Below are 24,628 nucleotides of genomic sequence, written 5' to 3' on the forward strand. Positions count from 1 at the left end.
GCACGGGAGGGCAGCATGGCGATGGTTCCCCAGGATGCTCGCGTCGCCGCGATCCGCAGCATCTTGGCCCGGCTCGGCAAGTACGCCGGACTCAACGCGGAACGCTTGCGCCACACCGAAATCGACGCCGCGCCCCTGCTGGAGCTGCTGGCAGTGCGCCGACACGCCCGCCGCAACGGGCTCAGCGTGGAGGCGTCGATCCTGCCGGTGGTGCGCGAGGTCGCCCAGTGGTTGGCGCCCACCGATCGTCTCATCGTCGACGCCGCGCTGTCGCTGAGATTATTGCGTGAGCGTCCCGGCGTCGGTATCGATGTCGAACGCCTGTATGCGGACAACCTCGGGGAACGTCGAGAGGCCTTGACCGAACAGTGGGTCGCGCTGCACGCCGCGCTCGACGTCGACCCGGTCCCCGAGGCCCCCACCGTCAAACGGTTGCGCACCGTCGCCGAACACACCGCCTTCACCGCCCTGGCCGGACTGCTGGCCACCGACTCGGGCTACCCGATGGCGGGCCCGGCCGAGGCACCGGGCACCGCGGCGCCCGCCCGTCGCGGCACGGTCACCGTCTTCGGTGACGCGGTCATCGACCACATCTACCGGGTGGGTGCCTTCCCCTCCGCCGAGGAGGCCGCCAGCGGCACCTTCGCCGGCCATCCCGGCGGCAAGGGACTCAACCGCGCCGTGGCCGCCGCCCGGCTCGGCATCGGCGTGCACCTGGTGTGCGCGGTCGGCGGTGACGAATACGGCAGGCGCATCATGGAATTCATGGACGCCGAGCGCGTGCACCTGGACCTGGTCAAGGTGGTGCCGTTCGCGCAGTCGCTGGTGACCGCGGTGGTCATCGCCCCCAACGGCGAGTCGCGGATCATCGGCTGTCGCGACAGCCGCGTGCAACTCCAGGACGAGGACCTGCACCGCCCCGAGTTGCGGGCCGCGCTGGAGGCCTCCGACGCGGTGATCCTGAGCTTCGAACAGCCGCCGTCGGTGATCGAGCAGGCCCTGTCGGTGGTCGCGCGGATGCGCCCCAAACCGCCGGTGATCGTGTGTCCGACACCGTCGATGCCGGTGCCGCAGAGCATCTACCAGTACATGGGCGCGGTGGACTACCTCGTCGGGGCCGCCGCCGACCTGGCCGCGCTGCTGCCCGACGTGCCCGCCGAATCTCCCGCCGACATCGCCCGGCTGCTGCGCGGCCTCGGCGTGGGCACCGTGTGCACGGTGGAGAACTTCCAGTGCGTGGTCGCCTCCGACACCGTCGAGGTCGTGATCGACCACTTCCCGCAGGTGCTCAAGGCGTCGGTGGGTGCGGCGGCGGCGTTCACCGGCGCGCTGGCCTATCGCCTCGTACACGGCGTCACCCCGCTCACCGCAGCCGATTTCGTGTGGGCCACCGCGGCGATGCTGCCCACCCAGAAGCTCAGCCCGGTGGCGGTGTCGATGCCCGGGGTCGACGACATCGACCGCATCGTGCGCCTGTACCCGGCCTCGGCCTGATCGCGGGGGTAAAGTCGCGGCGATCAGCTCGCCCAGCCCTGGCCGCCAGTCCACGTACGGAGGATCGTTGACCATACTGTCGTTCGGCAGGGCGGCCTCGACCGCGCGAACCGGCGCCGATACCGCGCACCGGCTCGGCCGCCACGGGCACCAGCTCGCGATCCGCGTGATCGAGATCCCCGACCCGCGCGACGGCGGGCACCTGCTGATCTTCGGCGAACCCCGCGACGGCTGCCTGGTCCGGCTGCATTCGCGCTGCCTCTACGGCGAGGGCCTCGGCTCCGACGACTGTGACTGCGGTGCCGAACTGACCGAGTCGATGGACCGCATCCAGGCCGAGGGCGCGGGCGTGCTCGTCTACCTCGACCAGGAGGGTCGCGGCGCCGGGCTGATCTGGAAGGCGCGCGGCTATCGCGAGGCCGAACTGTCCGGCACCGACACCTTCGACAGCTACCGTCGCCTTGGCCTGGACGCCGACACCCGCCGCTACGACCTCGCCGCGCACGCCCTGCGCGAGCTCGACCTGACCCGGGTCCGGTTGCTCACCAACAACCCCGACAAGTGCCGGGCCCTGACCGAGGCAGGCATCACCGTCGAGCCCGTCGCGCTGACCATCACCCCGCGGTCGGCGCGCGGGCGAGAGTATTTGCAGGCCAAGCGCCGCCACCGCCGCCACACCATCCCCGTCGACCCCTCGGTGCCCGCGCGACCCGCGACCCGGTGGTGGTGGCCGCGCGGTCGAAGGTAACCCACCTCACAATCCCGTATGTCCGGTTACGATCAGTGAGCCGCGCCACTGTCGACGCCCGTTCGACGGGGTCGGCGTCCGCACGGCCTCTCGGGAATCAGGGTTATGACAGAAATCGGTTTCGCGCACGCCTCGGGTGTCACGGTGTCCACCGTGCCCGCCGCCTTCCAACAGACCGCCGCGCTACGGCCCGACCAGATCGCGTTGCGTACCGTCGGCGGCACCCAGGAGATCACCTGGTCCCAGTACGCGGCCCGAGTCCGCGCGCTGGCGGCCGGGTTGGCGAAACTGGGTGTGCGCCACGGTGATTCGGTCGGCATCATGCTCACCAACCGGCCCGAGTTCAACCTGGTCGACACCGCGGTGCTGCACCTGGGCGCGGTCCCGTTCTCGGTCTACAACACCAGCTCCGCCGAGCAGATCGCGCACGTGTTCGCCAACGCGGGCAACAACGTCGTCGTCACCGAACAGGCCTTCCTCGACCTGATCCGCGCCTGCGGTGCCGCCGTCGAGCACACCATCGTCGTCGACGGCACCGCCGAGAACACCCACACCCTGGCCCAGGTCGAGTCCGATCCCGAACCGGACTTCGACTTCGACGCCGCCTGGCAGGCCGTCACCCCCACCGATCTGGCCACCCTGATCTACACCTCCGGCACCACCGGCCCGTCCAAGGGTGTCGAGCTCACCCAGTCCAATGTGATCGCCCAGGTCGCGGGGTTGGTCGCGGGTCCGCTGCCGGTCGGTTTCGACGATCGCGCGGTGTCCTACCTGCCCGCCGCCCATGTGGCCGACCGTATTTCCGCGCACGCGATGAGCCTGCTCACCGGCATCCAGATCACCACCGTGCCCGACCCGCGCGAGATCGCCGCCGCCCTGCCCGACGCGCGCCCGACGGTGTTCTTCGGGGTGCCGCGGGTGTGGCAGAAGATCAAGGCCGGAATCGAGAACAAGCTCGCCGTCGAACCGAGCCCGATCAAGAAGGCACTGGCCAACTGGGCGATCGGGGTCGGGGTGGCGCAGGCGCGCGCGAACCTGGCCGGGCAGAGCCCGCTGCTGCTCGGCCTGCAGCACCGGATCGCCGATGCGCTGGTGTTGACGAAACTGCGTGACGCGCTGGGCTTCGCGGAGTTGAAGGTGGCGGCCTCGGGTGCCGCGCCGGTGCCGCCGGAGACCCTCGAGTACTTCCTCGGCCTCGGTTTCGCGGTCAGCGAGGTGTGGGGCATGTCGGAGACCGCCGGGGTGGGCACCTTCACCGAGATCGACAAGCCGCGCCCCGGTTCGGTCGGCCGCGCCCTGGACGGGGTGGAGTTGCGCCTGGACGCCGACGGCGAGGTGCTCGTGCGCGGCCCGATCATCACCCCGGGCTACCGCAATATGCCCGACAAGACCGCCGAGGCGATCGACGACGACGGCTGGTTGCACACCGGCGACATCGGCACCCTCGACGCCGACGGCTACCTGCGCATCGTGGACCGCAAGAAGGAACTGATCATCAGCGAGGCGGGCAAGAACATCGCCCCCTCCAACATCGAGAACGCGATGAAGGCGGCCTCGTCGCTGATCGGCCAGGCCGTCGCGATCGGCGAGTCCCGCCCCTACATCACCGCCCTGATCATGCTCGACCCCGACGTGGCGGCCTTGCGCGCCAAGGACTTCGGCGCCACCGACGCCACCCATGCCGAGCTGGCCCGGCGCAAGGAGATCGTCGACGAGGTCCGCGACGCCGTGCTCGCCGGCAACCGCAAACTCTCGCGGGTGGAGCAGATCAAGCGATTCGTGATCGTGGCGAACCTGTGGGAGCCCGGCGGTGACGAGCTGACCCCGAAGATGTCGCTCAAGCGCACCCCGATCTCGACCAAGTACGCCGAGACCATCACCGCGCTCTATGCCCCCACCCCGGCCGAGCACGTCACCGACGTGAAGTAGACACCCGAAAACGACAGTGGCCCCGGACTTTTCCCGGGGCCACCGTCGTGTGCGGGGTCAGTTCTGTTCGTAGGTGCCGATCAGGGTGGCCCTGGCCAGGGTGTGGAAGAACAGGTTGAAACCGAGGTAGGCGGGGGTGGCGTCGGGGCCGATCTCGAGTTCGGGAACATCGACCGCGTGCACGACCACGAAATACCGGTGCGGCCCATGCCCTTTCGGCGGCGACGCGCCCACGAAGCCGGGGAACCCGCCGTCGTTGCGCAGACTCACCGCACCGGCGGGCAGCGTGCCGCCCTCGGAACCGGCGCCGGTGTCGAGGCTGGTGACCGAGGCGGGGATGTCGGCCACGGCCCAGTGCCAGAAACCGGCCGCGGTCGGGGCGTCGGGGTCATAGACCGTCACCGCGAAACTCTGCGTGTTCTCGGGGAAGCCCGACCAGCTCAGCTGCGGGGAGATGTCCTTGCCGCCGGAACCGAACACCCCCGAGACCTGGTCGTTGGCCAGCGGGGCGCCGTCGGTGATGTCGGCGGAGGTGACGGTGAAGCTCGGAACCTGGGGCAGCGCGTCGTACGGGTTGTAGCTCATCGGGTCCTCTCGGTTGTCAGCTGTGCAGCAGGAAGTGTTCCAGCACCCGGGTGCCGAATTCCAGCGACGCCACCGGCACTCGCTCGTCGACCCCGTGGAACAGGGCGGTGAAGTCCAACTCGGGCGGCAACTGCAACGGCGCGAAACCGAAGCAGCGAATGCCCAAGCGCGCGAACGCTTTCGCGTCGGTGCCGCCGGAGAGCATGTAGGGCACGGTGCGCCCGGCGGCGTCGTGGGCCAGCACCGCGGCGTTCATGGCGTCGACGAGATGACCGTCGAAGGTGGTCTCGTAGGAGTCGAGTTTGGTGATCCACTCGCGCTCCACATCGGGCCCGATCAGTGCGTCGACCTCGCGTTCGAACGCTTCCTGGCGGCCGGGCACCACCCGGCAGTCCACCACGGCTTCGGCGGTCTGCGGGATCACATTGGCCTTGTACCCGGCTTGCAGCATGGTCGGGTTGGCGGTGTCGCGCAGGGTGGCGCCGATGATGCGCGAGATGGTGCCCAGTTTGGCCAGTTGGCCTTCGATGTCGGGGCCGTGCGGGTCGAACTGCAACCCGCTCTCCTCCGACACCGCGGCCAAGAACTCGGCCACCGAATCCGACAGCACCACCGGGAAGGTGTGGCGGCCCAGTCGGGCGACGGCCTCGGCGAGGATGGTGACCGCGTTGTCGTCGTGCAGGAACGACCCGTGCCCGGCACGGGCCTTTGCCCGCAACCGCATCCAGCCCAGGCCCTTCTCGGCGGTTTCGACCAGGTAGAGCCTGCGTTCGGTGCCGTCGGGGCGCGGCACGGTCAACGAGAACCCGCCCACCTCGCCGACGGCTTCGGTGATCCCGTCGAACAGGTCGGGCCGGTGCTCGACGAGCCACTGCGAACCCCACCGTCCGCCGTTCTCCTCATCGGCCAGGAACGCGAACACCAGATCCCGCGGTGGCACGGTGCCCTCGGCTTTGAACTGGCGGGCCAGGGCCAGCGTCATGCCGACCATGTCCTTCATGTCGATCGCGCCGCGACCCCACACGTACCCGTCCTGGACGGCACCGGAGAACGGGTGCACGCTCCAGTCGGCGGCCTCGGCGGGCACCACGTCGAGGTGGCCGTGGATCATCAGCGCGCCCCGGCTGGAATCGGCGCCTTTCAAGCGGGCGAACACGTTTCCGCGCCCCGGCGCCCCCGACTCCACGTACTCGGTCTCGTAGCCGACCTCGTGCAGTTTCGCCGCCACCCACTCGGCACACGCGCGCTCACCCTTGGTGGTGGCGAGCTCGCCGGTATTGGAGGTGTCGAACTGGATCAGCTTGCTGACCAGCTCCACCACCTCGCCCTCCGCACGCGAAGGCCCATCAGTTCCAGTTTTCTCGCCAGTTGCCGACACGCCCCCTTTCCTACCACCATTGCGACACCCACCGCGCCACCTTGCCGCCCACCACCGCCTGCGCCGCTGCTGACCGCCGCAGACTCACGATGAGCGGAATTCCGCTCGTCCACGCGGGTTCTGGTGCGGCACAGCGAGGTCACCTCGAGTCAGCCGACGGGGCGGTGTCCTCGCCCGAGCGGCCGCGCGCTCGGCAGTGGTTGGTGTGCGTCCGGGTCGGCCGGGCAATCGGCGGCATCGGCGTGCGTGCTCGAGGCCCACGTTCGTCGACCAGCGGTGTGCACGCTCGGGGCCGCGTATTTGTCGGCAGGCGGAGGGCGTGCTTGGCTGGCGGGATGGGTGTGCGGGTGGTTCGGGGCGGTGTTCGCCTGCTGGCCGGGGCGGCGACGGTGCTCGGTGTGCTCGGCGTCGGCCTCCATGTCAGCCGGTGGTCGACCGAACCGCTCGTGCTGGCGGCGGCCGGGGCGCCGTATCTGATGGGTGGGGCGGTGATCGGGGCTCTCGGGTTCGCCGCGACCCGGCAGTGGATCGGGACGGGGATCGCGGTGCTGGTCGCGGGCGCGGGCATCGCCACCCAGGCCCCGCTGTATTTCGCCGAATCCGGCCCCGACGGTCCCACGATCACGGCGATGCAGGCCAACCTGCTCTTCGACGGCGCCGACCCGACCGCCCTGGTCGACCAGGTCCGCACCCGCGATATCGCGATCCTGACCGTCAACGAACTCACCCGCACCGCCGTCGACGACCTCACCCGCGCCGGCCTGGACCAGCTCCTCCCCCACCGCTATCTCGCCCCCGGCCAGACCGCGAGCGGCACCGGCATCTGGAGCCGATTCCCGTTGTCGCACACCGTCGAATACGACGGCTACGTCCTCAACCAGATCTCGGCCACGGCCACGATCCCCGAGGTCGGCCCGGTCACGATCTACGCCTTCCACCCCGTCCCGCCCGTCTACAACACCGGAGTCTGGGCCGACGAACTCACCCGCCTGCACGAGATCCTGCGCCGAGCCCCCGCCGACCACCCCGCGATCGTCGGCGGCGACTTCAACGCCACCCACGACCACACCCGGTTCCGCGCGATGACCTCCGGCCGCTTCGCCGATGCCGCCGACCAGGCGGGCGCGGGCCACCTCCGCACCTACCCCACCGACAAACCCTTCCCCCCACTGCTGGGCATCGACCACTTCCTGCTCGCCGACGCCCACGCCACCCACCTCGGCACCGTCGAGCTCCCCGGCGCCGACCACCGCGCCCTGATCGCCCGCATCGTCCTCACCCCGACCGACTAGCGCGCCGGTTCGATGCGGTGGCGGCGCACGCGGGATGCTCGTCGGCAGTGGGTCCGGTGCCCGCTGCCAGGCGGACGTCGACCACTTTCCTCAGTCGAGGCAGAACTCGTTTCCCTCGACATCACGCATCACGATGCAGGACTCGTTGTACCCGTCGGCGACCAACACCCGCACGCACGACGCCCCGAGTTCGACCAGCCGCGCGCATTCGGCTTCCAGGACCGCCAACCGCTGCGCCCCGACCAGCCCGGTCCCCGCCCGCACATCCAGATGCACCCGATTCTTGACGACCTTGCCCTCGGGAACCCGCTGAAAATACAACCGCGGCCCCACCCCGGTCGGATCCACGCAGGCGAACGCCCCGTTGCGCCCCGGCGGTCGCGGCGCCACATACCCCAGCACCGCACACCAGAACCGTCCCACCCGTTCGGGTTCGGCGCAATCGAAGGTGACCTGAACCTGCCTGACCGATGTCATCCGCCCACCGTAAACACCCGACCCGAACCCCGACCACCCAATTGATTCGCTGACGTAATACCTTGACGCCCAGCATGTTTCATGACATCGGACCATCTTCCCGCTGTCGGTCACCTGTTCGCCCACCCGGACTCGGCATCGGTGAACGCCGGTGCGGTCCACCGGCACCGAGCCTTGGCGACCTCGACCACCTCACCGGTGACCCACGTCACCGACAAGCCTGTCAGGAATCGACACCCTGTCTCGTTCACAGTGCACGCGAACAAGACAGGAGCGCCTCATGAAACACCGCATCGTCGTTCTCGGGGCCGGGTATGCCGGAGCTTTCTCCGCCGGCTACCTCGCCCGCCGCCTGCACCGTGACGACGTCGAGATCACCGTGGTCAACGCCGAACCCGATTTCGTCGAACGCCTCCGCCTGCACCAGCTCGCCACGGGCCGCGACCTGCGCCACCGCCCCCTGACCGAGGTCTTCGCCGGCACCGGCATCGCGGTCCGCGTCGCCCGGGTCACCGCCGTCGACGTCGAACACCACACGATCGCCCTCGCCGACGGCGCCACCCTCACCTACGACACCCTGCTCTACGCACTGGGCAGCACCGTCGCCGACCACGACGTGCCCGGTGTCGCCGAGCACGCCTTCCACGTCGCGTCGCGCCCGGCCGCCCTGCGTCTGCGCGCCCGCCTCGACGCACTGGGCGAGACCGACGAGGTCGTGGTGGTCGGCGGCAACCTGACCGCGATCGAAACCGCCACCGAGATCGCCGAAACCCACCCCGAACTGCATGTATCCCTCGCCACCCGCGGCGAAACGGGCGCCTGGTTGGGTACCGAGGCGCGTCGACACCTGCGGACCGCGTTCGACCGATTCGGCATCACCGTGCACGAACACACCCCCATCGACCGGGTCGAGCCCACCGCGGCCCGGTCCACCGACGGCCGGGTGTTCACCGCCGACGCGGTCGTGTGGGCGGCCGGTTTCGCCGCGTCCCCGCTCGCGGCGACCAGCGGTCTGACGGTGGCCGCCGACGGCCGGATCAGCGTGGACCGGCACCTGCGTTCGGTCTCACACCCACGGGTGTTCGTCGCCGGGGACAGCGCGTCGGTGCTCGGCGACAACGGCCGCGTGCTGCCGATGTCGTGCGCGTCGGCCGGATTCACCGGCGCCCAGGCCGTCGCCTCGATCATCGCCGACCTCACCGGTCGCGCGGTGAAGACCTCCGCGTTGAGCTACCTCGGCAACCACATCAGCCTCGGCCGCGCCGACGCGATCTTCCAACTGGTCGACAAACAGGGACACCCCAGGCCCGGCGCACTGCGCGGGTGGCCCGCGGCCCGGGTCAAGTCCGCGATCGTGGCGACGAGCGGGTGGGCCGTGAGCCGCCCGACCTTCGCGAAACCGCCGCGCCGATACCGGGTGCGAGCCCTCGAACAGTCCGCGCTCGCCGGATAGATTCGAGCGCATGGACACCGCCACGGTGGCACGGTTCGAGGCCAGTCGAGCGCGACTGTCCGCGATCGCCTATCGGCTGCTCGGTTCGGCCGCCGACGCCGAGGACACGGTCCAGGACGCGTTCCTGCGGTGGCAGGGCGCCGACCGCGACCGCGTCGAGGTCCCGGAGGCGTGGTTGACCACGATCGTCACCAACCTGGCCCTGGACCGGCTGCGTTCGGCTCACACGCGCCGCGAACGCGCGGTCGGCGCGTGGCTGCCCGAACCGTTGCTCGCCGGCGACCCCATGCTCGGGCCCGCCGACACCGTCGAACAGCGCGAATCGGTGACCATGGCCGTGCTCAGGATCATGGAGACACTCTCACCGGTCGCGCGCGCGGTGTATGTGTTGCACGAGGCTTTCGCCTACACCCACGCCGAGATCGCCGCCGTGCTCGCCGTCACCGAATCCGCCAGCCAACAGCACCTGCACCGCGCCCGTCGCCGAATCACCGTGGCGCGCACCGACACCGACCTGGATCGGGCCGCCGCGCACCGGATCGTCGAGGCGTTCGTCGCGGCCGCGTCCTCGGGTCGCACCGACGCCTTGATCGCCCTGCTCACCGACGACGCGACCGGGGCCGCCGACGGTGTGGGCGGTAGCGCCGCGGCGCTGATCGAGTACGACGACCCGGCGCGCCTGGCCCGCGCGCTGCGCGCCGGCCTGACCCCGACACCGGCCAAACGCCGCCTCGCCGGTGGTTCGCCCGCGATTCACGCCGCCCTCGTCAACGGGTGCCCGGCGATGGTGTTCGCGGTGGGTGAGCGGGTGCTCGGCGTCGCCGTCCTCGAGGTTCGTGACGCGCGGATCGCGCGCGTGCACAGTGTCGCGGCACCGGACCGGCTGGCCCGGCTCGCCGAACGGTGGCGTCGCGGTGACCACGACGCGCCGCTGGTCGAGTCGTGGTGAGGGCGGATCAGCCCAGTCGCCGGTCGAACACCTCGGTACTCGCCCCGGTGGCCGGGTCGACGGTCACGACTTTCAGGTTCACCGTGTCCGCGGTGAGGTCCATGACCATGAAGCCGAGGTCCTGTTCGGTGTCGTAGAGCGCCCGGTGTCCGCCGGTGGTCAGGCGCGGGGTGTGACTGGCCGTCTTGGCCGAGGCGCCCGAGACGATCTGGCGGGTGCCCTTGGTGGCCGGGGTCGGTTCCAGGACCTGCAGGGTGTGGTCGTGGCCCGAGAGCAGGAACGACACCTTGCCCAGCACGTGGTCCTCGAAGAACCGCTTGGCGTGCACGCCGTTGATCGGGTCGATGGGCAGGCCCTCGTAGTTGCCCGCGTCGCCGTGTGGGCCGTTGCTGATGTAGGCCTGGTGGGTGCAGGCGATCTTCCACTGCGCGGTCGAGGTGGCCAGCGCGTTGTCGAGCCAGGCGCGCTGTTCGTTCATGTACGGGCCGTCGACCGCGAAGTACGGGTCGAGGAAGGGCGGGATGTAGGCGGCGAGGGGGTTGACGTCGAGGACGAAGAACTCGACCACCGGGTTCTGTTCGGGGACCCGCACCGAGTAGTAGCGGCTCGGCATCCACCAGCGCGCCGATTTCGCGTGGTATTCCACCTCGAAGTTGCCGCGCGCCAGCCAGCCGCCGTCGCCGGGGAACACCGCGCTGGTGTCGTGGTTGCCCAGCACCATCGCCCACGGGAAGTCCAGTCCCGCATTGGGATTCTCGAACTTGGTCGCGAACTGTTCGTCGTCGGGTCCGTCGGGCCCGGAGTCGTAGATGTTGTCGCCAAGGCCGACCGCGAGCGAGAACGGGTCGCGCGCGTGGTAGTCGCGCGCCGCGTCGGCCACCGCCCACTGGGTGCGGGTGCCGGTGCCCGCGTCGCCGGTGATCAGGACACGAACCGCGCGCCCGCCGCGCGGCGCGAACTTGGTCACCTCGGCGGGCACGGCGGCCGCGGGCGTGAGCCCTACCAGCGACAACCCGGCCGCGACCCCGGCCGCTCCGGCCAGCACCTGACGGCGGCCGATTCCGTGCGAGAACTGATCGTGCATGGGTTACCTTCTGACTCGGACACGCTCTTGGACAATTGACCTAATCGAACCATATCGGCGGAACCGCGACTGCGCCGCAGCATACTGAGCCCGCCCACCGCGCGCGGGCGGACGCGCGGAGCACTACACCGCGCACATCGACTGCATGACACCGCGCACGATCGGCGCGCCGTAGTCGGTCGGGGCGAACACCAGTTTCTGCACGATCGACAGCGGCGTGGTGACCGTCTCGGCGACCCCGGCATACCCCGCCACCGAGGTGCCCGCCGAGAACAGCAGGCTGGTGATGTCGAGGGTCAACGTCGCCAGGTCGAACGCGTTCTCCACCCGGACCTGCGCCAACGGCACGGTGTCGAGCGCGGTGCCCTCGGCGATGTCGGCGCCGAGGTTGGCCAGGAAGGTCAGCGGGCCCATGTCCAGGGCTTCGACCAGCGGGCCCAGATCGTCGGAGCGACGCATCAGCATGATCTTGGCGACCCGGTTGGCCGCCAGGAATTCCTGCAGCGCGTCGGCGGCGGCGTTCATCGCGACCCGGTCCACCGCCACGACCCCACTGTCGAGGAAGGCCCGCGAGCGCTCGACCACGGCGGCCAGTGTGAGTTCGGCGATGGGGGTGCAGTTTCCGTCGGCGTTCATGACCAGTGCGGCCAGGTCCTCGATGGGCTGGGGCACCACCACCGGTTCGATCACCACGTCACCGAGTTCCAGCGGCGGATACACGTTCGGCGCCACACACCCGGCCTCGATCGAGTTCTGCACGCCGCGCGCCAGCGCCTTGGTCCCGGTGAACATGGCCCCGACCACCGGCTTGAGGAAGAACCCGACGGTGGGCACCATCCCGGCGACGATCTGGGTGGGGATCTTCACGATGCGGGTGGCCAGGATGAACACTTCGATGGCGTCGTTGACGGTGAGTTCGGAGACCGACATGGTCTCGTCGATGCGCCCGGTCCGCACGGCGTCCAGGCCGTTCACCAGGTAGGTGACGATCGGGTCGTCGAGTTCGGCGGGCCGGGTGCCGACGCGGTCGGGGTGCACGGGGAGTCCGTCGCGGTGCACGCGCACCGCCGCGATCGCGGCCCGGAATTCGGCCACGCGCTGGTCGTAGTCGGCCAGTTGCGCGGGCGCGAGGACACCGCGCACCACCGAGGCCGCCGCGGTCACGATGTCGTCGAACGTCGGTGCGCCCGCGGTGCACACGGCGGCGGCGTCGGTGATCGGGGTCGACGCGAGGGTCTCGGCCGGGCTCGCCGCGGCGGTGCCGGGGGCGAGCAGCAGGCCCGCGACCAGGGCGGAGGCGGTGAGGGGGCCGACGAAGGAGGCGGCGCGGCGGGGCAGGCAGATTCGCACGGACCGAAGGTAGGGGCCTTCGGTTGCGGATTCGGAGCGCCCAAATGAACAACTGACCAACTTGGACAGACGTTCAGTTCATTTCGTTCACTCCAGCAGCTCGGCCAGATCGGTCACCACCTCATCGGCGCCCGCCCTGATCAACTCCGCCTCCCCGGTCCCCCGATCGACCCCCACCACCCAGAACCCGCCCCGATGCCCGGCCTCGACCCCCGACACCGCGTCCTCGATCACCACCGTGCGCGCCGGATCCACGCCCAATACCGCCGCCGCGGTGAGGAACATGTCGGGCGCCGGCTTGCCCGCCAGGTGGTCACGCTCGGCGACCACCCCGTCGACCACCACCGCGAACCGATCCAGCAACCCCGCGGTCTCGAGCACCAGCACCGCGTTGCGCGAACTCGACACCACCGCCATCGGAATGTGATGGGCCGCCAGCACATCGATCAGCAGCAGCGAACCGTCGAACACCTCCACCCCGTCGGTGCGGATGATGTCGGTGAACCGGGAGTTCTTGCGATTGCCGAGCCCGTACACCGTCGCCGCGTCCGGCGGGTCGTCGAGCGCGCCCACCGGCACCCACACACCCCGCGAATCCAGCACCGAGGCCACCCCCGCCGCCCGCGCCTTCCCGTCGACCAGGGCGAAGTAGTCGGCGTCGGTATAGGGCGTGGACTCGGGGGCGACGGTGGGCAGGAACTCGGTGAACAGCGCCGACCAGGCCCGCCGGTGCACGGCCGCGGTGTCGGTGAGGACCCCGTCGAGATCGAGCAGCACCGCCTGGGCGTCCAGGACGTGGGTCACGGGGCCTCGACTTCGACCGGGGTGCCGGGTTCGAGGGTGACCGGACTGCCCCACACCTCGATCTGTTCGGCGGGCCCGGCCCCGATCAGTTCGAAACGCGCGTCACGGTGGCCGAGATCGGCGCGCACCGTGCGCCCCCGCCAGTGCACCGAGAACCGCAACCGCTCCCACGACGGCGGCAGCGCGGGCGCGAAATGCAATCCGTCGGCCGAGGCCCGGAAGCCGCCGAAGCCGTGCGTGGCGACCTGCCAGGTCCCCGCCGCCGAGGCGATATGAATACCCTCCTCGGTATTGCCCTGATTGTCGTCGAGATCCACGAACGCCGAACGCCCGAAATACCGTTCCGCCGTGCGGGAATCACCGACCTGCAATCCCACGATCGCGTGAATCGACGGACTCAACGACGACTTGTGCACCGTGCGCTGCTCATAGAATTCGTAATTCTCCCGCCGGGTCGCCACCGAGTATTCGTCGGGCAGCAAATGCATCAGCATCACCACATCGGGCTGTTTGAGCAGCGAGGTGGTTTCGCAGTTGAAATGGTTGTACCCGGCCGGATACAGCGGCATGTCGTTGTCGTCCCATTCCACGATGGGCACGACCTCACGCTCGAAATAGCCGTCGAACTGTTCGATCACCCCGCAGTCGGGATCGGTGGGCGCCCGCAACCGGTCCGCGGTCGCCAACCACTGCCCGGGTTCGCCGTCCTCGAGTCCGATCGAGTCCGCCAGTTCGCGCAAGCGCTCGGGCCGTTCCCGCGCCAGCCGCGCGTAGACCTCGGCGGCCTGGTGCAGGTGCCAGTGCACCAGTTTGTTGGTGAAGGCGTTGTTGTCGACATGGGAATGGAACTCGTCCGGTCCCATCACCGTGCGGATCACCAGCGAATCCCCGTCCGGCTCGCACCGCCCCACCCAGAACCGGGCCGTCTCGAACAGGATCTCCGCGCCCTCCCCGAACAGGTAGTCCTCGTCCCCGGTCACCGAGGCATACCGCATGATCGCGTAGGCCACATCGGCGGTGACGTGCAGTTCCTCCTCGCGGGTGTAGAAGCGGTCCTTGCCGTCAGGGGTGTACTGCGGACACTCCTCGCGCCCGGTATCGGCCGACTCCCACGCGTAGCGCGCACCCCCGGTTCCGTTGTCGGCGGCCACTTCTCGCGCCCCCGGCAGGGTGTGGTGGCGGTAGCCGAGCAGGGCGCGGGCCGCGCGCGGCTGGGTGAACAGGAAGAACGGCAGCAGCATCACCTCGGTATCCCAGAACACATGACCCCGATACCCTTCGCCCGACAGCGATTTCGCGCCGATGCTCACGGTCGGATCGTCGGGGTCCGCGGCGATGATCAGGTGATAGATCGCGAACCGCAGCGCCTGGGTCACCCGGTCGTTGCCGACCACCTCGCAGTCGGCCTCGGCCCACACCCGCTCCCACGCCGCCCGATTCGCCGCCGCCGCCGCGTCGAACCCGCCGGCCCGAACCACGGTGTCCACGGCCCGTTCCCGTGGCGGGTCGAGGGCCCGGTAGTCGCGGCTGGTGGCGATGCCGACGAGCTTGTCGACCCGCACCGTCTCCCCGACACCGGCCTGGAAACCCCACTCCACCTCGACGGCGTCATGGCGCGAACGTTGTCGGCGCCGACCACCTTCGGCGGTGCACGCCAGGGCGTAGGCGAGCTCGATGCCACTGTCGATGGTGCGACTGCTCAGCACACCGACCCCGTCGACGAACCCCGAACCCGCCGACACCAGATGCGTCGAGCGGGCCCACTTGTCCCACTTGCGCTCGTACCCGAACGCGGTCGCCTCCCGATAGGTCGGCAACCGTTCCAGATTGCGCCGATGCCCGTCGACCCCGGTGCGCACCGTCACCGACCCCGCCCGATCGAGGCAACTCACCTCGATCCGCAGACAGCACAGATCACGATCGGCGGTACTGGCGAAACGCTCGGTCCGCACCCGCACCCGCGCCCCATCGGGCACCTCGAACACCGTCTCCCGGTGCAGTACCCCGCACCGCAGGTCGAGTTCACGCCGGTGCTCGACCACCCGCGCCGACTCGGTATCCAGGCGCACACCGTCGAAGAACACCTCGGTGTCGAGCCAGTCCGGCGCGTTCACCAGGTCGATCACCGGCGAGTCGTAGGCGTCGTACACCCCCGCCACGAACGTGCCCGGCAACGCCCCGGTATGGCGTTCCTCGAGCGACCCGCGCGTTCCCAGCCGCCCGTTGCCGACGGTGAAGATCGTCTCGAAGTAGTTGGCGCGCTCCGGATTCCAGCCGTCCTCGACCACCGACCACGTCGTATCGGCCCGCGTCGGCGCGTTCACTGCCCCACCGCCTCGACGCCGTAGGCCTCGCGCAACTGCCGGTTCGTCTCCGCCAGCGACCGATACACCGCCAGATCCTTGCCCGAACACCGCTGCGCGCCCATCGCGTTGCCGTACCTGGCGGCGGTCACGAAATCACCGGAAGCCAAGTACCCGAACGCCATTCCCGACGCGAACGAATCCCCACACCCGGTCGTGTCGACCACGTTCTCCACATGCACCCGCGGCACGATCTCCTCCCGCAACGCCCCGTCGGCGTCGAGGAAATACATCGCGCACCCCTGCTCGTCGAGGGTCACGCACACCGCCCGCACCCCACGGCGCAAACAGTGCAGCGCGAACTCGGGCAACTGCTCCTTTGGCAGCGGTTTGCCGAACTCGTCGGGGTCACCGCCGGGCGGCGGAAACCACGCCCGACCAGCCTCTTCGAGGTTCATCTTCATGATGTCGATCATCGGCAGCCAGGCATCGCGGTCGATCCAGAGCCTGCTCACCCGATGCCCGGCCGCGGTCAACGCCACGGTCGGGCCGTGACAGTCGAGCAGGATCAGCCCGTCGCTGTTGGCGCGGATATAGGCCAGCGTCGGCTGGGCCACCTCGTAGTCGGTGATCGGCACACACACGAAAGCGTCCGAGTCCAACGCGAATTCGACATCGGCGGGCGAGATCGGGTGCATGAACCCGGTCTGGCGCTCGTCACGGAAATTCTGGTCCCGGAAACGGAGCTCCACCACGTCACCACGGTCACTGGCCGACCGGATCCCGGTCAGATCGACATTGTCGAACCGGGACAGCTGCTCGGTGATCGGACCCAGATCGCGCTCACGCACGTGCACGATCGGCCGGACCACATCCTCGGGTCCCAGCAGCGAGGCCAGCGCGGCGACGGTGTAGAGCGCGCAACCGTACTTGTCGATGACCTCGCCGCGATGGGTGACGACATGGTCGAGCGGAATAGGGCCGAGAACCGCGATCTTTCGGCCGGAACGGGCAGGGAAGGGGACGGAAGAAGACATGGTGGAGCTCCGAAACAGTCGAGCGGGCGATGATCAGGCGGTGGTGGCCGGTTTGTCGAAGCCGGCGGCCTCGTCCATGTCCTCGAGCGACATGCCCTTGGTCTCGGGCACGAACTTCGCCACGAACAGCAACGACAGCACCGCGAACACCGCGTACATGCCGTAGGCGAAACCGAGCGAGAAACTCTTCAGGCTGGGGAACGAGACGGTGATCGCCCAGTTCGCCGCCCACTGACCGGCCGCGGCCAGCGACAGCGCCGCACCACGGATGCGGTTGGGGAACATCTCACCGAGCAGCACCCACACGACCGGGCCCCAGCTCATGCCGAAGAACACCACGAACAGGTTCGCCGCGACCAACGCGATCGGACCCCACGCCCCGCTCAGATGCGGTTCCAGCACGCCCTCGGCGTTGGGCACCTGTTCGGCGGCACTGAAACAGATCGCCATCGTGGCCAACGTGATCGACATACCGACCGAACCGACCAGCAGCAGCGGACGCCGCCCGACCTTGTCGATGAGCATGATCGCCACGATCGTGGTCGCGATATTGACCACCGAGGTGAACACGCTGATCTGGAACGAGCGCGACTCCTCGAAGCCCACGGCCTCCCACAGCACATTGGAGTAGTAGAAGATCACGTTGATGCCCACGGCCTGCTGGAACACCGACAGCATCAGACCGATCCACACGATCGGGTAGATCCCGCCACCGGGACGACGCAGGTCCTTCCAGGAGGGCTTGGTGTCGCTGCGCAGGCTGTCCTCGATGCGCCCGATGGTGATCTCGAGGTTCTTCTCACCGAACAGCAACGTCAGCACCCGACGCGCCTCGGGGATCTTGTGCGTGGCGACCAGGAAGCGCGGCGACTCGGGAATGGTCGAGGCCAGCACGCCGTAGACGACAGCGGGAACCGCCATCGACAGGAACATCCAGCGCCACGCCTCGAGACCCAACCACAGCGTCTCGCTCGCACCGCCGGCGATCTCGGCGAGCACGTAGTCCACGAGCAGGGCCAAGAAGATACCGAGCACGATGGCCAGCTGTTGCAGGGAACCGAGCCGCCCGCGAATGCGCGCCGGTGAGGTCTCGGCGATGTAGGCCGGGGCGATCACCGAGGCCACACCGACACCGACACCGCCGATGATGCGGCCGATGACGAGGGTGACCACGTCCGGGGCAAGGCCGGTGACGAACGCGCTGAGCAAGAACAGGACCGCGGCGATCTTCATCACCTTGAGCCTGCCGATGCGGTCGGCGATGCGGCCCGCGGTCATCGCGCCCGCCGCCGCGCCCAACAGGGCCGAGGCGACGGCGAAACCGAGAACGGCGTCGGCGATATCGAATTCGCTCTGAATGGCCGAGACCGCACCGTTGATCACGGCACTGTCGAAGCCGAACAACAATCCGCCCAGCGCCGCGACGGCGGCGATCCGAATGACGCGGCTGCTCGAACCGCCTTCGCCATCGGGAAGAGCGGATTGGTCGGTGAAGGAGCCTCCATCGTGCATCGGCTTCGTCCTCTCCACAGCGGGCACCATTGCCTCGCGAGTAGCAGTGTGAATCAGATCACAGTGTGCCCGTAATTCGATGACACATGCAGGAATTCGCGAAATCGAGCCCAAATCGCCGTGTTGCCGTTCAAGAAATGAACACCGAGCGGTCTGCATTGTCGATTGCTCGAGCGATCGCACCCAGTAAATGGGTCCGCGCGCCGAGCACGGCGGGCCGAATACGCAACGCGGCCGCCGCCGAGGGCACCCCGCACCGATCCACCACCTGCCCGATCGCGGGAATCAGAATCCGCTCGGCCTGGGCGAGTTCGCCGCCGAGCACGAGCAGTTCCGGGTTCAGGATGCTGCACAGCCCCGCCACCGCCGCACCCACCTGCCTGCCCACATCGTCGAGCACCCGCGCGAACGCCCGATCACCGGCCAGCGCCCGCCCCACCACCTCCTCGATCGTGAGCTCCCCGGCGGTCGGTGCCAACAGCGACACCACAGACCGCGCCGACACCAACGTTTCCAGACACCCCCGATTCCCGCACCGACACACCGCCCCGAACTCCTCGACCGTGGTGTGCCCGATCTCGCCCGCCGTACCCGCCACGCCCGAATACAGTCGCCCGTCCACGATCAACCCCGCCCCGACCCCGTCGGACAGCTTCAGATAGACCATGTCGGTCGTACCCACCCCCGCACCCCACTGATGTTCGGCCAGCGCACCGAGATTCGCGTCGTTGTCGACCACCACCCCCACCGGCAGCTCCAGCGCGGCATCGGCCAGCGCGCTCGCGTCCACCCCCACCCACCCCGGCAGAATCGACGGCGAACCCACCCGCCCGGTAGTCCGATCGATCGGCGCGGGCAACCCCATCGCCGCCCCGACCACCGCCGCGCGCTCGACACCCGCCTGCGCGAGCGCGGCATCGAGCAGACGCCGAGCGTGCGCCATCGACTGCGCCGCCGACACCCCCACCGGCAGTTCGGTGCGCGTGCGCGCCACCACCCGGTGCGACAGATCGCTGACCCCGACCGTGAGATGCCGGTGCCCGTGATCGAGACCGACCACGAACCCCGAACCACCCGCCAACCGCACGCAATTGCGCTTGCCACTGCGCTTCTCGATCACCAACGAGCCCACCTCGGCCAGATCGCGCACGATATTGGAGATCGTCGCCGGCGCCAACCCCGTCGCCCTGGCCAACTCGGCCTGCGTGGCCTGGCCCTGCCTGCGCAACTCCGCCACCACCCGCGCCCGATTCTGATCCCGCAGCGCCGTCGGCGAACCCGGACGACGCGCGCCACGCCCACTCACGCGGCCTGCTCGGGGCGGATCGCGAAATCGGACATCCTCCGATTGTGCACCCGCGACCGGGCACCGCGTGTTCATCTGCACGTCACGCACACCGTTTAGCGTCGCGAGCATGACCGACGTCGACACCCGAACCCCGATCCCCCGCGACATCAGCGAGATCGCCGATCTGGCCACCGTCGTGAACCTGGCCGACACCACCGGGTTCACCGTCGACGACAGCGACGACGACGACCCGATCCTGCTCACCTCCCCCGGCGGCCTGATCGTGGACACCTGGCGCGAGGGCTACCCCTACGACGAACGCCTCTCGCGCACCGAATACGACCTCGACAAGCGCCTGCTCCAGATCGAACTGCTCAAACTGCAGAACTGGGTCAAGGCCACCGGGCGTCGCGTGGTCATCGTGTTCGAGGGCCGCGACGCCGCGGGCAAGGGCGGCACCATCAAACGCTTCATGGAACACCTCAACCCGCGCGGCGCCCGCGTCGTCGCCCTGGAGAAGCCCTCAGCGCGCGAATCCACCCAGTGGTACTTCCAGCGCTACGTCGAACACCTGCCCGCCGCCGGGGAGATCGTGCTGTTCGACCGCTCCTGGTACAACCGCGCCGGCGTGGAACGGGTGATGGATTTCTGCACCCCCGAACAACATCGACGCTTCCTGGCCCAGGTCCCCCTGTTCGAACGGATGCTCGTCGACGACGGCGTCGACCTGATCAAATTCTGGTTCTCCGTCTCCCCCCTCGAACAACGCACCCGCTTCGCCATCCGCCAGGTCGACCCCGTCCGCCAGTGGAAACTGTCCCCCATGGACCTCGCCTCCCTCGACAAGTGGGACAAATACACCGAGGCCAAGGAAGAGAACTTCGCCCACACCGACACCGACCACGCCCCCTGGATCGTCGTCAAGAGCAACGACAAGAAACGCGCCCGCCTCAACGCCATGCGCCACGTCCTGAGCGGCTTCCCCTACGACAACAAGGATTCCGAGATCGTCGGCACCGCCGACCCCCTCATCGTCGGCCGCGGCCGCGAGGTCATCGGCTCCTGAACCCGAGGGCGGCTATCGACCGTCCCCGGGGTGCGGGCCTGCCGCGAAGGGGTTCACGTCCCCCTCCGCCAGGACGCCCACGAACGGATCACCTTCTCCCGCAAAGGTATAGGCGCCCGCCCGGATCCGTTCGATCAAGCCGCGCGTCCACGCCACGCCCCCGTCGGCCGAGTGCACCCACAGGTTCATGATCTCGCCGATGTGGCCGAGCTGCTCGGGCCCGTCCTCGGGTCGGTAGTACTCGGTGACCGAGGCGCGCCACCGCTCGAGCCCGGCGACCCGCTGTTCGAGCAGTGCCACCGCCTCCTCGCGCGCGAGATCGACAATGAAGCCGATCCCCGAGGACAGCACGTCCAGCTTCTGATCGTGCGAACTCACCGCCTCGCGTAGGAGCGCGAAGAACTCCGCGGTCCCCTGCTCGGTGATCTCGTACTCGACCCGCGGCGGCCCACCCACCGTGCTCGGCGCCACCTCGTGCGCGAGCAACAATCCCTGCTTGGCCATCTGCTTGAGCGCGTGATAGATCGAGCCGGGCTTGGCGTTGGACCATTCGTGCGCGCCCCAGAACTCGAGGTCGTTGCGCACCTGGTACCCGTGCGCGCGCCCGTGCTGACGAACCGCGCCGAGAACCAGCAGGCGGATCGCTGACATGGGCGGCTCCTTCTGGTCGATGCCGACCAACCTATCAGTAAACAAGTTTGACTAGACCGCGCGATGGTCGTACCGTGGCCAATCTAATCAAGTTTGACTACCTGGCGGCGTTCAGCAACTAGTCAAGTTTGAACACTGAGTGAAGGAGCGCGTGGTGACAGATCGACCGGCCATCCTCGTCGAGGGCCTACGGAAGCGATACGGGAACAAACAAGCCCTCGACGGACTCGACCTCACCGTCCGAGCAGGTACCGTCCACGCCGTCCTCGGCCCGAACGGCGCGGGCAAGACCACCGCCGTGCGGATCATGTCCACCCTGCTGCGACCCGACGAGGGACGCGTCGACGTGGCGGGACTCGACGTACGCACCAGGGCCGAGGAGGTCCGCGCGCGCATCGGGTTGCTCGGCCAGCACGCCGCCGTCGACGAAGAACTCAGCGGCCGCCAGAACCTGGAGATGTTCGGACGCCTCTACCACCTCGGCGCACGTCAGGCCGGTCTCCGGGCCGACGAACTGCTGGCGCGGTTCGGGCTCGCCGACACCGGACGCAAAGCGGTCAAACAGTACAGCGGTGGGATGCGACGCCGACTCGACCTCGCCGCCTCCCTCATCTCCGCCCCGCAGGTGCTCTTCCTCGACGAACCCACCACCGGCCTCGACCCCAGGGGCCGCACCGAAGTCTGGAACGCCGTGCGCTCCCTCGTCGGCGGCGGCACCACCGTGCTGCTCACCACCCAGTACCTCGAAGAAGCCGATCAACTGGCCGACCGGATCGCGGTCATCGATCACGGCCGGGTCATCGCGGACGGCACCGCCGACCAGCTCAAGGCCGAGACCGGTGGCGACCGCATCGATGTGGTGCTGCACGACGCCACCCAACTCGACCGCGCCGCCTCGCTGCTGCCCGGCGACGTCATCGCCGACGCGGACCGTCGACTGCTCAGCGCCACCGTCACCGACCGCATGTCGGCCCTGACCGACACCGTGGCCGCACTGCGAGCCGCCGGAATCGACGCGCAGGACATCGCGATCCGACGACCGACCCTCGACGAGGTCTTCCTACACCTGACGAAGGAGAACGCGGCATGAGCACGACCCACCCCGCCGGCTCGACCACGACATGGGCCATCGCCGACTCCTGGACGATGACCCGACGCGAACTCGCCCACTGGGCCCGCCAACCCGCGCAGGTCGTCGTCGGCCTGATCTTCCCGGTGATGCTGCTGCTGATGTTCACCTACCTGATCGGCGGCGGCCGAGGCATCGACGGCGACTTCACCGACTACCTCGTCCCCGGCATGCTCACCATGACCATGGCCTTCGGACTCGAGGCCACCATGCTCGCGGTGACCCAGGACCTCGGCAAAGGCGTCATCGACCGGTTCCGCTCCATGCCGATGCACTCCGGCGCGGTCCTCGTCGGCCGCAGCGTCGCCGACATGCTGCAATCCGCCGTCGGCCTGAGCGTGATGATCGCGGTCGGCTACGCGATCGGCTGGCGCTGGCACGCCGGGCCCGCCGCGTTCCTGGCGGCGGTCGGACTGCTGTTGCTGCTGCGGTTCGCGATGCTGTGGATCGGCATCTACCTGGCCATGGTGGCGGGCAAGCCGGAGTTGGTGCAGGCGGTGCAGATGCTGGTCTGGCCGGTCGCCTTCCTGTCCAACGCGATCGCCACACCCACCTCCATGCCGTCGTGGCTCGGCGCGATCGTGGAATGGAATCCGATGTCGGCCACCGCCACCGCGGTCCGCAACCTCTTCGGCAATCCGAGCGCGGCCGGCGACTCCTGGGCCGCACAGCATGCGGAACTACTCGCGGTGATGTGGCCGCTGGCATTGGTTGCGGCGTTCTTCCCCTTGGCGGTCAAGCGCTTTCGGGATCTGAGCAGCTGAGAGGGGCGAGGTTGGCCGGGATGCCGATCCCGGCCAACCGACCCGAATCCCTCAGCGCGCCAACGCGACCCGGTGGGCTTCGCGCATCAACTCGGACAGTTCCTCGCGCTCGGTCTCGTCGAGGACCTCGAAGCACGGGGCCGTGAGTTCTTCGGTGAGTTTCTCGGCGGCGTTCCAGCGGGCCGTGATGTCGTCGGTCAGTGGCTCGAACGGCTCAGGCCAGCCGAGGTGGCGGGCATGGTTGGGGCCGTCGAAGATCGGGGAGCCCGCGACCAGGATCGCTTGCAGGGGAGTCAGTCCCGTCGCGAGGACGGCGAGCAGGTGCAGGCCGCCGCGCAGTTCGCGCAGGACGTGGGTCAGTTGCAGGGCGGCGCCGGGACCGTCGTCGGGCAGCGGCATCGCGCGCCAGCCCGCGAACAGCGGCAGGCCGGCCGAGGGGGCGGCGTCGACCACCCGCTTCAGCAACTCCGCCAAGCGGTCGGCCCGGTCGAATCCGGCGAGCTTGCGGCGCCCGAAATCCCGGCACACCTCGGCGTAGCCCGTCGCAGCCTCGGCGGCGGGCATCGACACCGATTCCCACGCGGCCCGAACACATTTCGGCTCGAAGAACCCGAACGCCGCGCTCACCACCTCGGCATCGACCTCCCCGAGCACCCCACCGCGCCCGCGCATGTAGGTGCCGTGAAAACCGGGCACCCCGGTGACCTGCGCGAAATCCCTGGCCTCGCGCGAGACCATGAAGGCCCCACCGAGTTCGAGCACCTGCTGTTTGACCGCCGCCGACGTCATCGTCCGCCACCTCTCCTCGAAGTCCCCTCAGACTTTAGCTGACAATAGCCAGCACTGACAGCCCCTACCCTGAACCCATGACCGAACAGCTCGTGGCGATCCTGTCCGGCGCAGGCACCGCCCTGCCCACCCTGCTCGCCGAACCGGGCGCGCGGCGATGAGCGTCGCCCGCTCCATCCTGCTGTTCGTCCTCGCCGCCATCGCCGAGATCGGCGGGGCCTGGCTGGTGTGGCAGGGAGTGCGCGAACACCGGGGCTGGGCGTGGATCGGCGCGGGCGTCATCGCCCTCGGCATCTACGGATTCGTCGCGACCCTGCAGGACGACGCGAACTTCGGCCGCATCCTCGCCGCCTACGGTGGGGTCTTCGTGGCCGGATCGCTGCTGTGGGGAATGGCCGTCGACGGGTTCCGACCCGACCGCTGGGACGTGATCGGCGCCGGAATCTGCCTGGCCGGAGTCGCGGTGATCATGTACGCGCCCCGCTGAACCGGACACACCGCCGAACCGTATACCCGGGGACCCCATGATGGTGCCGCCGAGACGAT

The 24,628-nt window shown here is 69.1% G+C and carries 22 protein-coding genes; 10 read left to right on the forward strand and 12 right to left on the reverse strand.

The genetic code is table 11. From position 1 onward, the window contains the following. Nucleotides 1-15: 15 nt before the first annotated feature. The 3 genes from ACFP3H_RS04835 to ACFP3H_RS04845 all read left to right on the forward strand — a co-directional run bounded on the left by ACFP3H_RS04835 (nucleotide 16) and on the right by ACFP3H_RS04845 (nucleotide 4,171). Nucleotides 16-1,494, forward strand: a complete 1,479-nt coding sequence (locus ACFP3H_RS04835) for a PfkB family carbohydrate kinase (protein WP_378600179.1) — start codon at nucleotides 16-18, stop codon at nucleotides 1,492-1,494. A 67-nt stretch (nucleotides 1,495-1,561) separates the two neighbouring features. Further along, complete coding sequence (locus tag ACFP3H_RS04840; protein ID WP_378600181.1) at nucleotides 1,562-2,242, forward strand: GTP cyclohydrolase II; 681 nt, start codon at nucleotides 1,562-1,564, stop codon at nucleotides 2,240-2,242. Nucleotides 2,243-2,347: 105 nt separating this feature from the next. Further along, nucleotides 2,348-4,171, forward strand: coding sequence for an AMP-dependent synthetase/ligase (locus ACFP3H_RS04845; protein ID WP_378600184.1), 1,824 nt, complete (start codon nucleotides 2,348-2,350; stop codon nucleotides 4,169-4,171). Nucleotides 4,172-4,228: 57 nt separating this feature from the next. Here ACFP3H_RS04845 and ACFP3H_RS04850 read toward each other — a convergent pair whose 3' ends face one another. Together ACFP3H_RS04850 and ACFP3H_RS04855 are read right to left on the reverse strand one after the other, a co-directional pair. Further along, nucleotides 4,229-4,756, reverse strand: a complete 528-nt coding sequence (locus ACFP3H_RS04850; protein ID WP_378600187.1) for a YbhB/YbcL family Raf kinase inhibitor-like protein — start codon at nucleotides 4,754-4,756, stop codon at nucleotides 4,229-4,231. A 16-nt stretch (nucleotides 4,757-4,772) separates the two neighbouring features. Next, nucleotides 4,773-6,134 (reverse strand): M20/M25/M40 family metallo-hydrolase, encoded by a 1,362-nt coding sequence (locus ACFP3H_RS04855; RefSeq protein WP_378600189.1) that lies wholly within the window; start codon nucleotides 6,132-6,134, stop codon nucleotides 4,773-4,775. A 335-nt stretch (nucleotides 6,135-6,469) separates the two neighbouring features. Here ACFP3H_RS04855 and ACFP3H_RS04860 point away from each other — a divergent pair, with 335 nt between their 5' ends. Then, entirely contained in the window at nucleotides 6,470-7,426 is a 957-nt protein-coding gene (locus tag ACFP3H_RS04860; RefSeq protein ID WP_378600192.1) for an endonuclease/exonuclease/phosphatase family protein, read from the forward strand. Between the two features lie 90 nt (nucleotides 7,427-7,516). Here ACFP3H_RS04860 and ACFP3H_RS04865 read toward each other — a convergent pair whose 3' ends face one another. Then, a complete protein-coding gene (locus tag ACFP3H_RS04865) occupies nucleotides 7,517-7,903 on the reverse strand; it encodes a VOC family protein (protein WP_378600194.1) in 387 nt (128 codons plus the stop codon). A 280-nt stretch (nucleotides 7,904-8,183) separates the two neighbouring features. Here ACFP3H_RS04865 and ACFP3H_RS04870 point away from each other — a divergent pair, with 280 nt between their 5' ends. Then, nucleotides 8,184-9,356: an NAD(P)/FAD-dependent oxidoreductase gene (locus ACFP3H_RS04870; protein ID WP_378600197.1), complete on the forward strand. Its 1,173-nt coding sequence runs from the start codon at nucleotides 8,184-8,186 to the stop codon at nucleotides 9,354-9,356. A gap of 10 nt (nucleotides 9,357-9,366) precedes the next feature. Continuing rightward, entirely contained in the window at nucleotides 9,367-10,305 is a 939-nt protein-coding gene (locus ACFP3H_RS04875; protein ID WP_378600199.1) for a sigma-70 family RNA polymerase sigma factor, read from the forward strand. A gap of 7 nt (nucleotides 10,306-10,312) precedes the next feature. Here the strand turns inward: ACFP3H_RS04875 and ACFP3H_RS04880 are convergent, their stop codons facing one another. The 7 genes from ACFP3H_RS04880 to ACFP3H_RS04910 form a co-directional block, all read right to left on the reverse strand. Continuing rightward, nucleotides 10,313-11,389: a metallophosphoesterase gene (locus ACFP3H_RS04880; protein WP_378600202.1), complete on the reverse strand. Its 1,077-nt coding sequence runs from the start codon at nucleotides 11,387-11,389 to the stop codon at nucleotides 10,313-10,315. 123 nt (nucleotides 11,390-11,512) lie between these two features. Then, the gene (locus ACFP3H_RS04885) at nucleotides 11,513-12,739 is read right to left on the reverse strand and encodes a hypothetical protein (RefSeq protein WP_378600205.1); all 1,227 of its coding nucleotides are present in this window, start codon (nucleotides 12,737-12,739) and stop codon (nucleotides 11,513-11,515) included. Between the two features lie 87 nt (nucleotides 12,740-12,826). Continuing rightward, nucleotides 12,827-13,543: an HAD family hydrolase gene (locus ACFP3H_RS04890; RefSeq protein WP_378600207.1), complete on the reverse strand. Its 717-nt coding sequence runs from the start codon at nucleotides 13,541-13,543 to the stop codon at nucleotides 12,827-12,829. Further along, a complete protein-coding gene (locus ACFP3H_RS04895) occupies nucleotides 13,540-15,867 on the reverse strand; it encodes a glycoside hydrolase family 65 protein (RefSeq protein ID WP_378600210.1) in 2,328 nt (775 codons plus the stop codon). Before ACFP3H_RS04895 ends, ACFP3H_RS04890 begins: the two co-directional genes overlap by 4 nt. Next, nucleotides 15,864-16,883, reverse strand: coding sequence for a carbohydrate kinase family protein (locus ACFP3H_RS04900; RefSeq protein WP_378600212.1), 1,020 nt, complete (start codon nucleotides 16,881-16,883; stop codon nucleotides 15,864-15,866). Before ACFP3H_RS04900 ends, ACFP3H_RS04895 begins: the two co-directional genes overlap by 4 nt. A 33-nt stretch (nucleotides 16,884-16,916) precedes the next feature. Then, entirely contained in the window at nucleotides 16,917-18,395 is a 1,479-nt protein-coding gene (locus ACFP3H_RS04905; RefSeq protein WP_378600215.1) for a sugar porter family MFS transporter, read from the reverse strand. A 130-nt stretch (nucleotides 18,396-18,525) separates the two neighbouring features. Next, nucleotides 18,526-19,701, reverse strand: coding sequence for an ROK family transcriptional regulator (locus ACFP3H_RS04910; protein ID WP_378600219.1), 1,176 nt, complete (start codon nucleotides 19,699-19,701; stop codon nucleotides 18,526-18,528). 109 nt (nucleotides 19,702-19,810) lie between these two features. Here ACFP3H_RS04910 and ppk2 point away from each other — a divergent pair, with 109 nt between their 5' ends. Then, on the forward strand, nucleotides 19,811-20,749 hold the full coding sequence (gene ppk2, locus ACFP3H_RS04915; protein WP_378600222.1) for a polyphosphate kinase 2: 939 nt from the start codon (nucleotides 19,811-19,813) through the stop codon (nucleotides 20,747-20,749). Nucleotides 20,750-20,761: 12 nt separating this feature from the next. On the opposite strand, the gene ACFP3H_RS04920 is transcribed toward ppk2, so the two are convergent. Then, entirely contained in the window at nucleotides 20,762-21,400 is a 639-nt protein-coding gene (locus tag ACFP3H_RS04920) for a PadR family transcriptional regulator (protein WP_378600224.1), read from the reverse strand. Nucleotides 21,401-21,554: 154 nt separating this feature from the next. On the opposite strand from ACFP3H_RS04920, the gene ACFP3H_RS04925 reads away from it, so the two are divergent. Beyond that, nucleotides 21,555-22,490, forward strand: coding sequence for an ATP-binding cassette domain-containing protein (locus ACFP3H_RS04925; protein ID WP_378600227.1), 936 nt, complete (start codon nucleotides 21,555-21,557; stop codon nucleotides 22,488-22,490). Then, on the forward strand, nucleotides 22,487-23,293 hold the full coding sequence (locus ACFP3H_RS04930) for an ABC transporter permease (RefSeq protein WP_378600229.1): 807 nt from the start codon (nucleotides 22,487-22,489) through the stop codon (nucleotides 23,291-23,293). Before ACFP3H_RS04925 ends, ACFP3H_RS04930 begins: the two co-directional genes overlap by 4 nt. A gap of 51 nt (nucleotides 23,294-23,344) precedes the next feature. Here ACFP3H_RS04930 and ACFP3H_RS04935 read toward each other — a convergent pair whose 3' ends face one another. After that, a complete protein-coding gene (locus tag ACFP3H_RS04935; RefSeq protein ID WP_378600232.1) occupies nucleotides 23,345-24,082 on the reverse strand; it encodes an SCO6745 family protein in 738 nt (245 codons plus the stop codon). 157 nt (nucleotides 24,083-24,239) lie between these two features. Here ACFP3H_RS04935 and ACFP3H_RS04940 point away from each other — a divergent pair, with 157 nt between their 5' ends. Next, a complete protein-coding gene (locus ACFP3H_RS04940) occupies nucleotides 24,240-24,569 on the forward strand; it encodes a YnfA family protein (protein WP_378600234.1) in 330 nt (109 codons plus the stop codon). Nucleotides 24,570-24,628: the final 59 nt, after the last annotated feature.

Origin of the sequence: Nocardia lasii (assembly GCF_042658545.1) — a bacterium.
GTDB lineage: Bacteria > Actinomycetota > Actinomycetes > Mycobacteriales > Mycobacteriaceae > Nocardia > Nocardia lasii.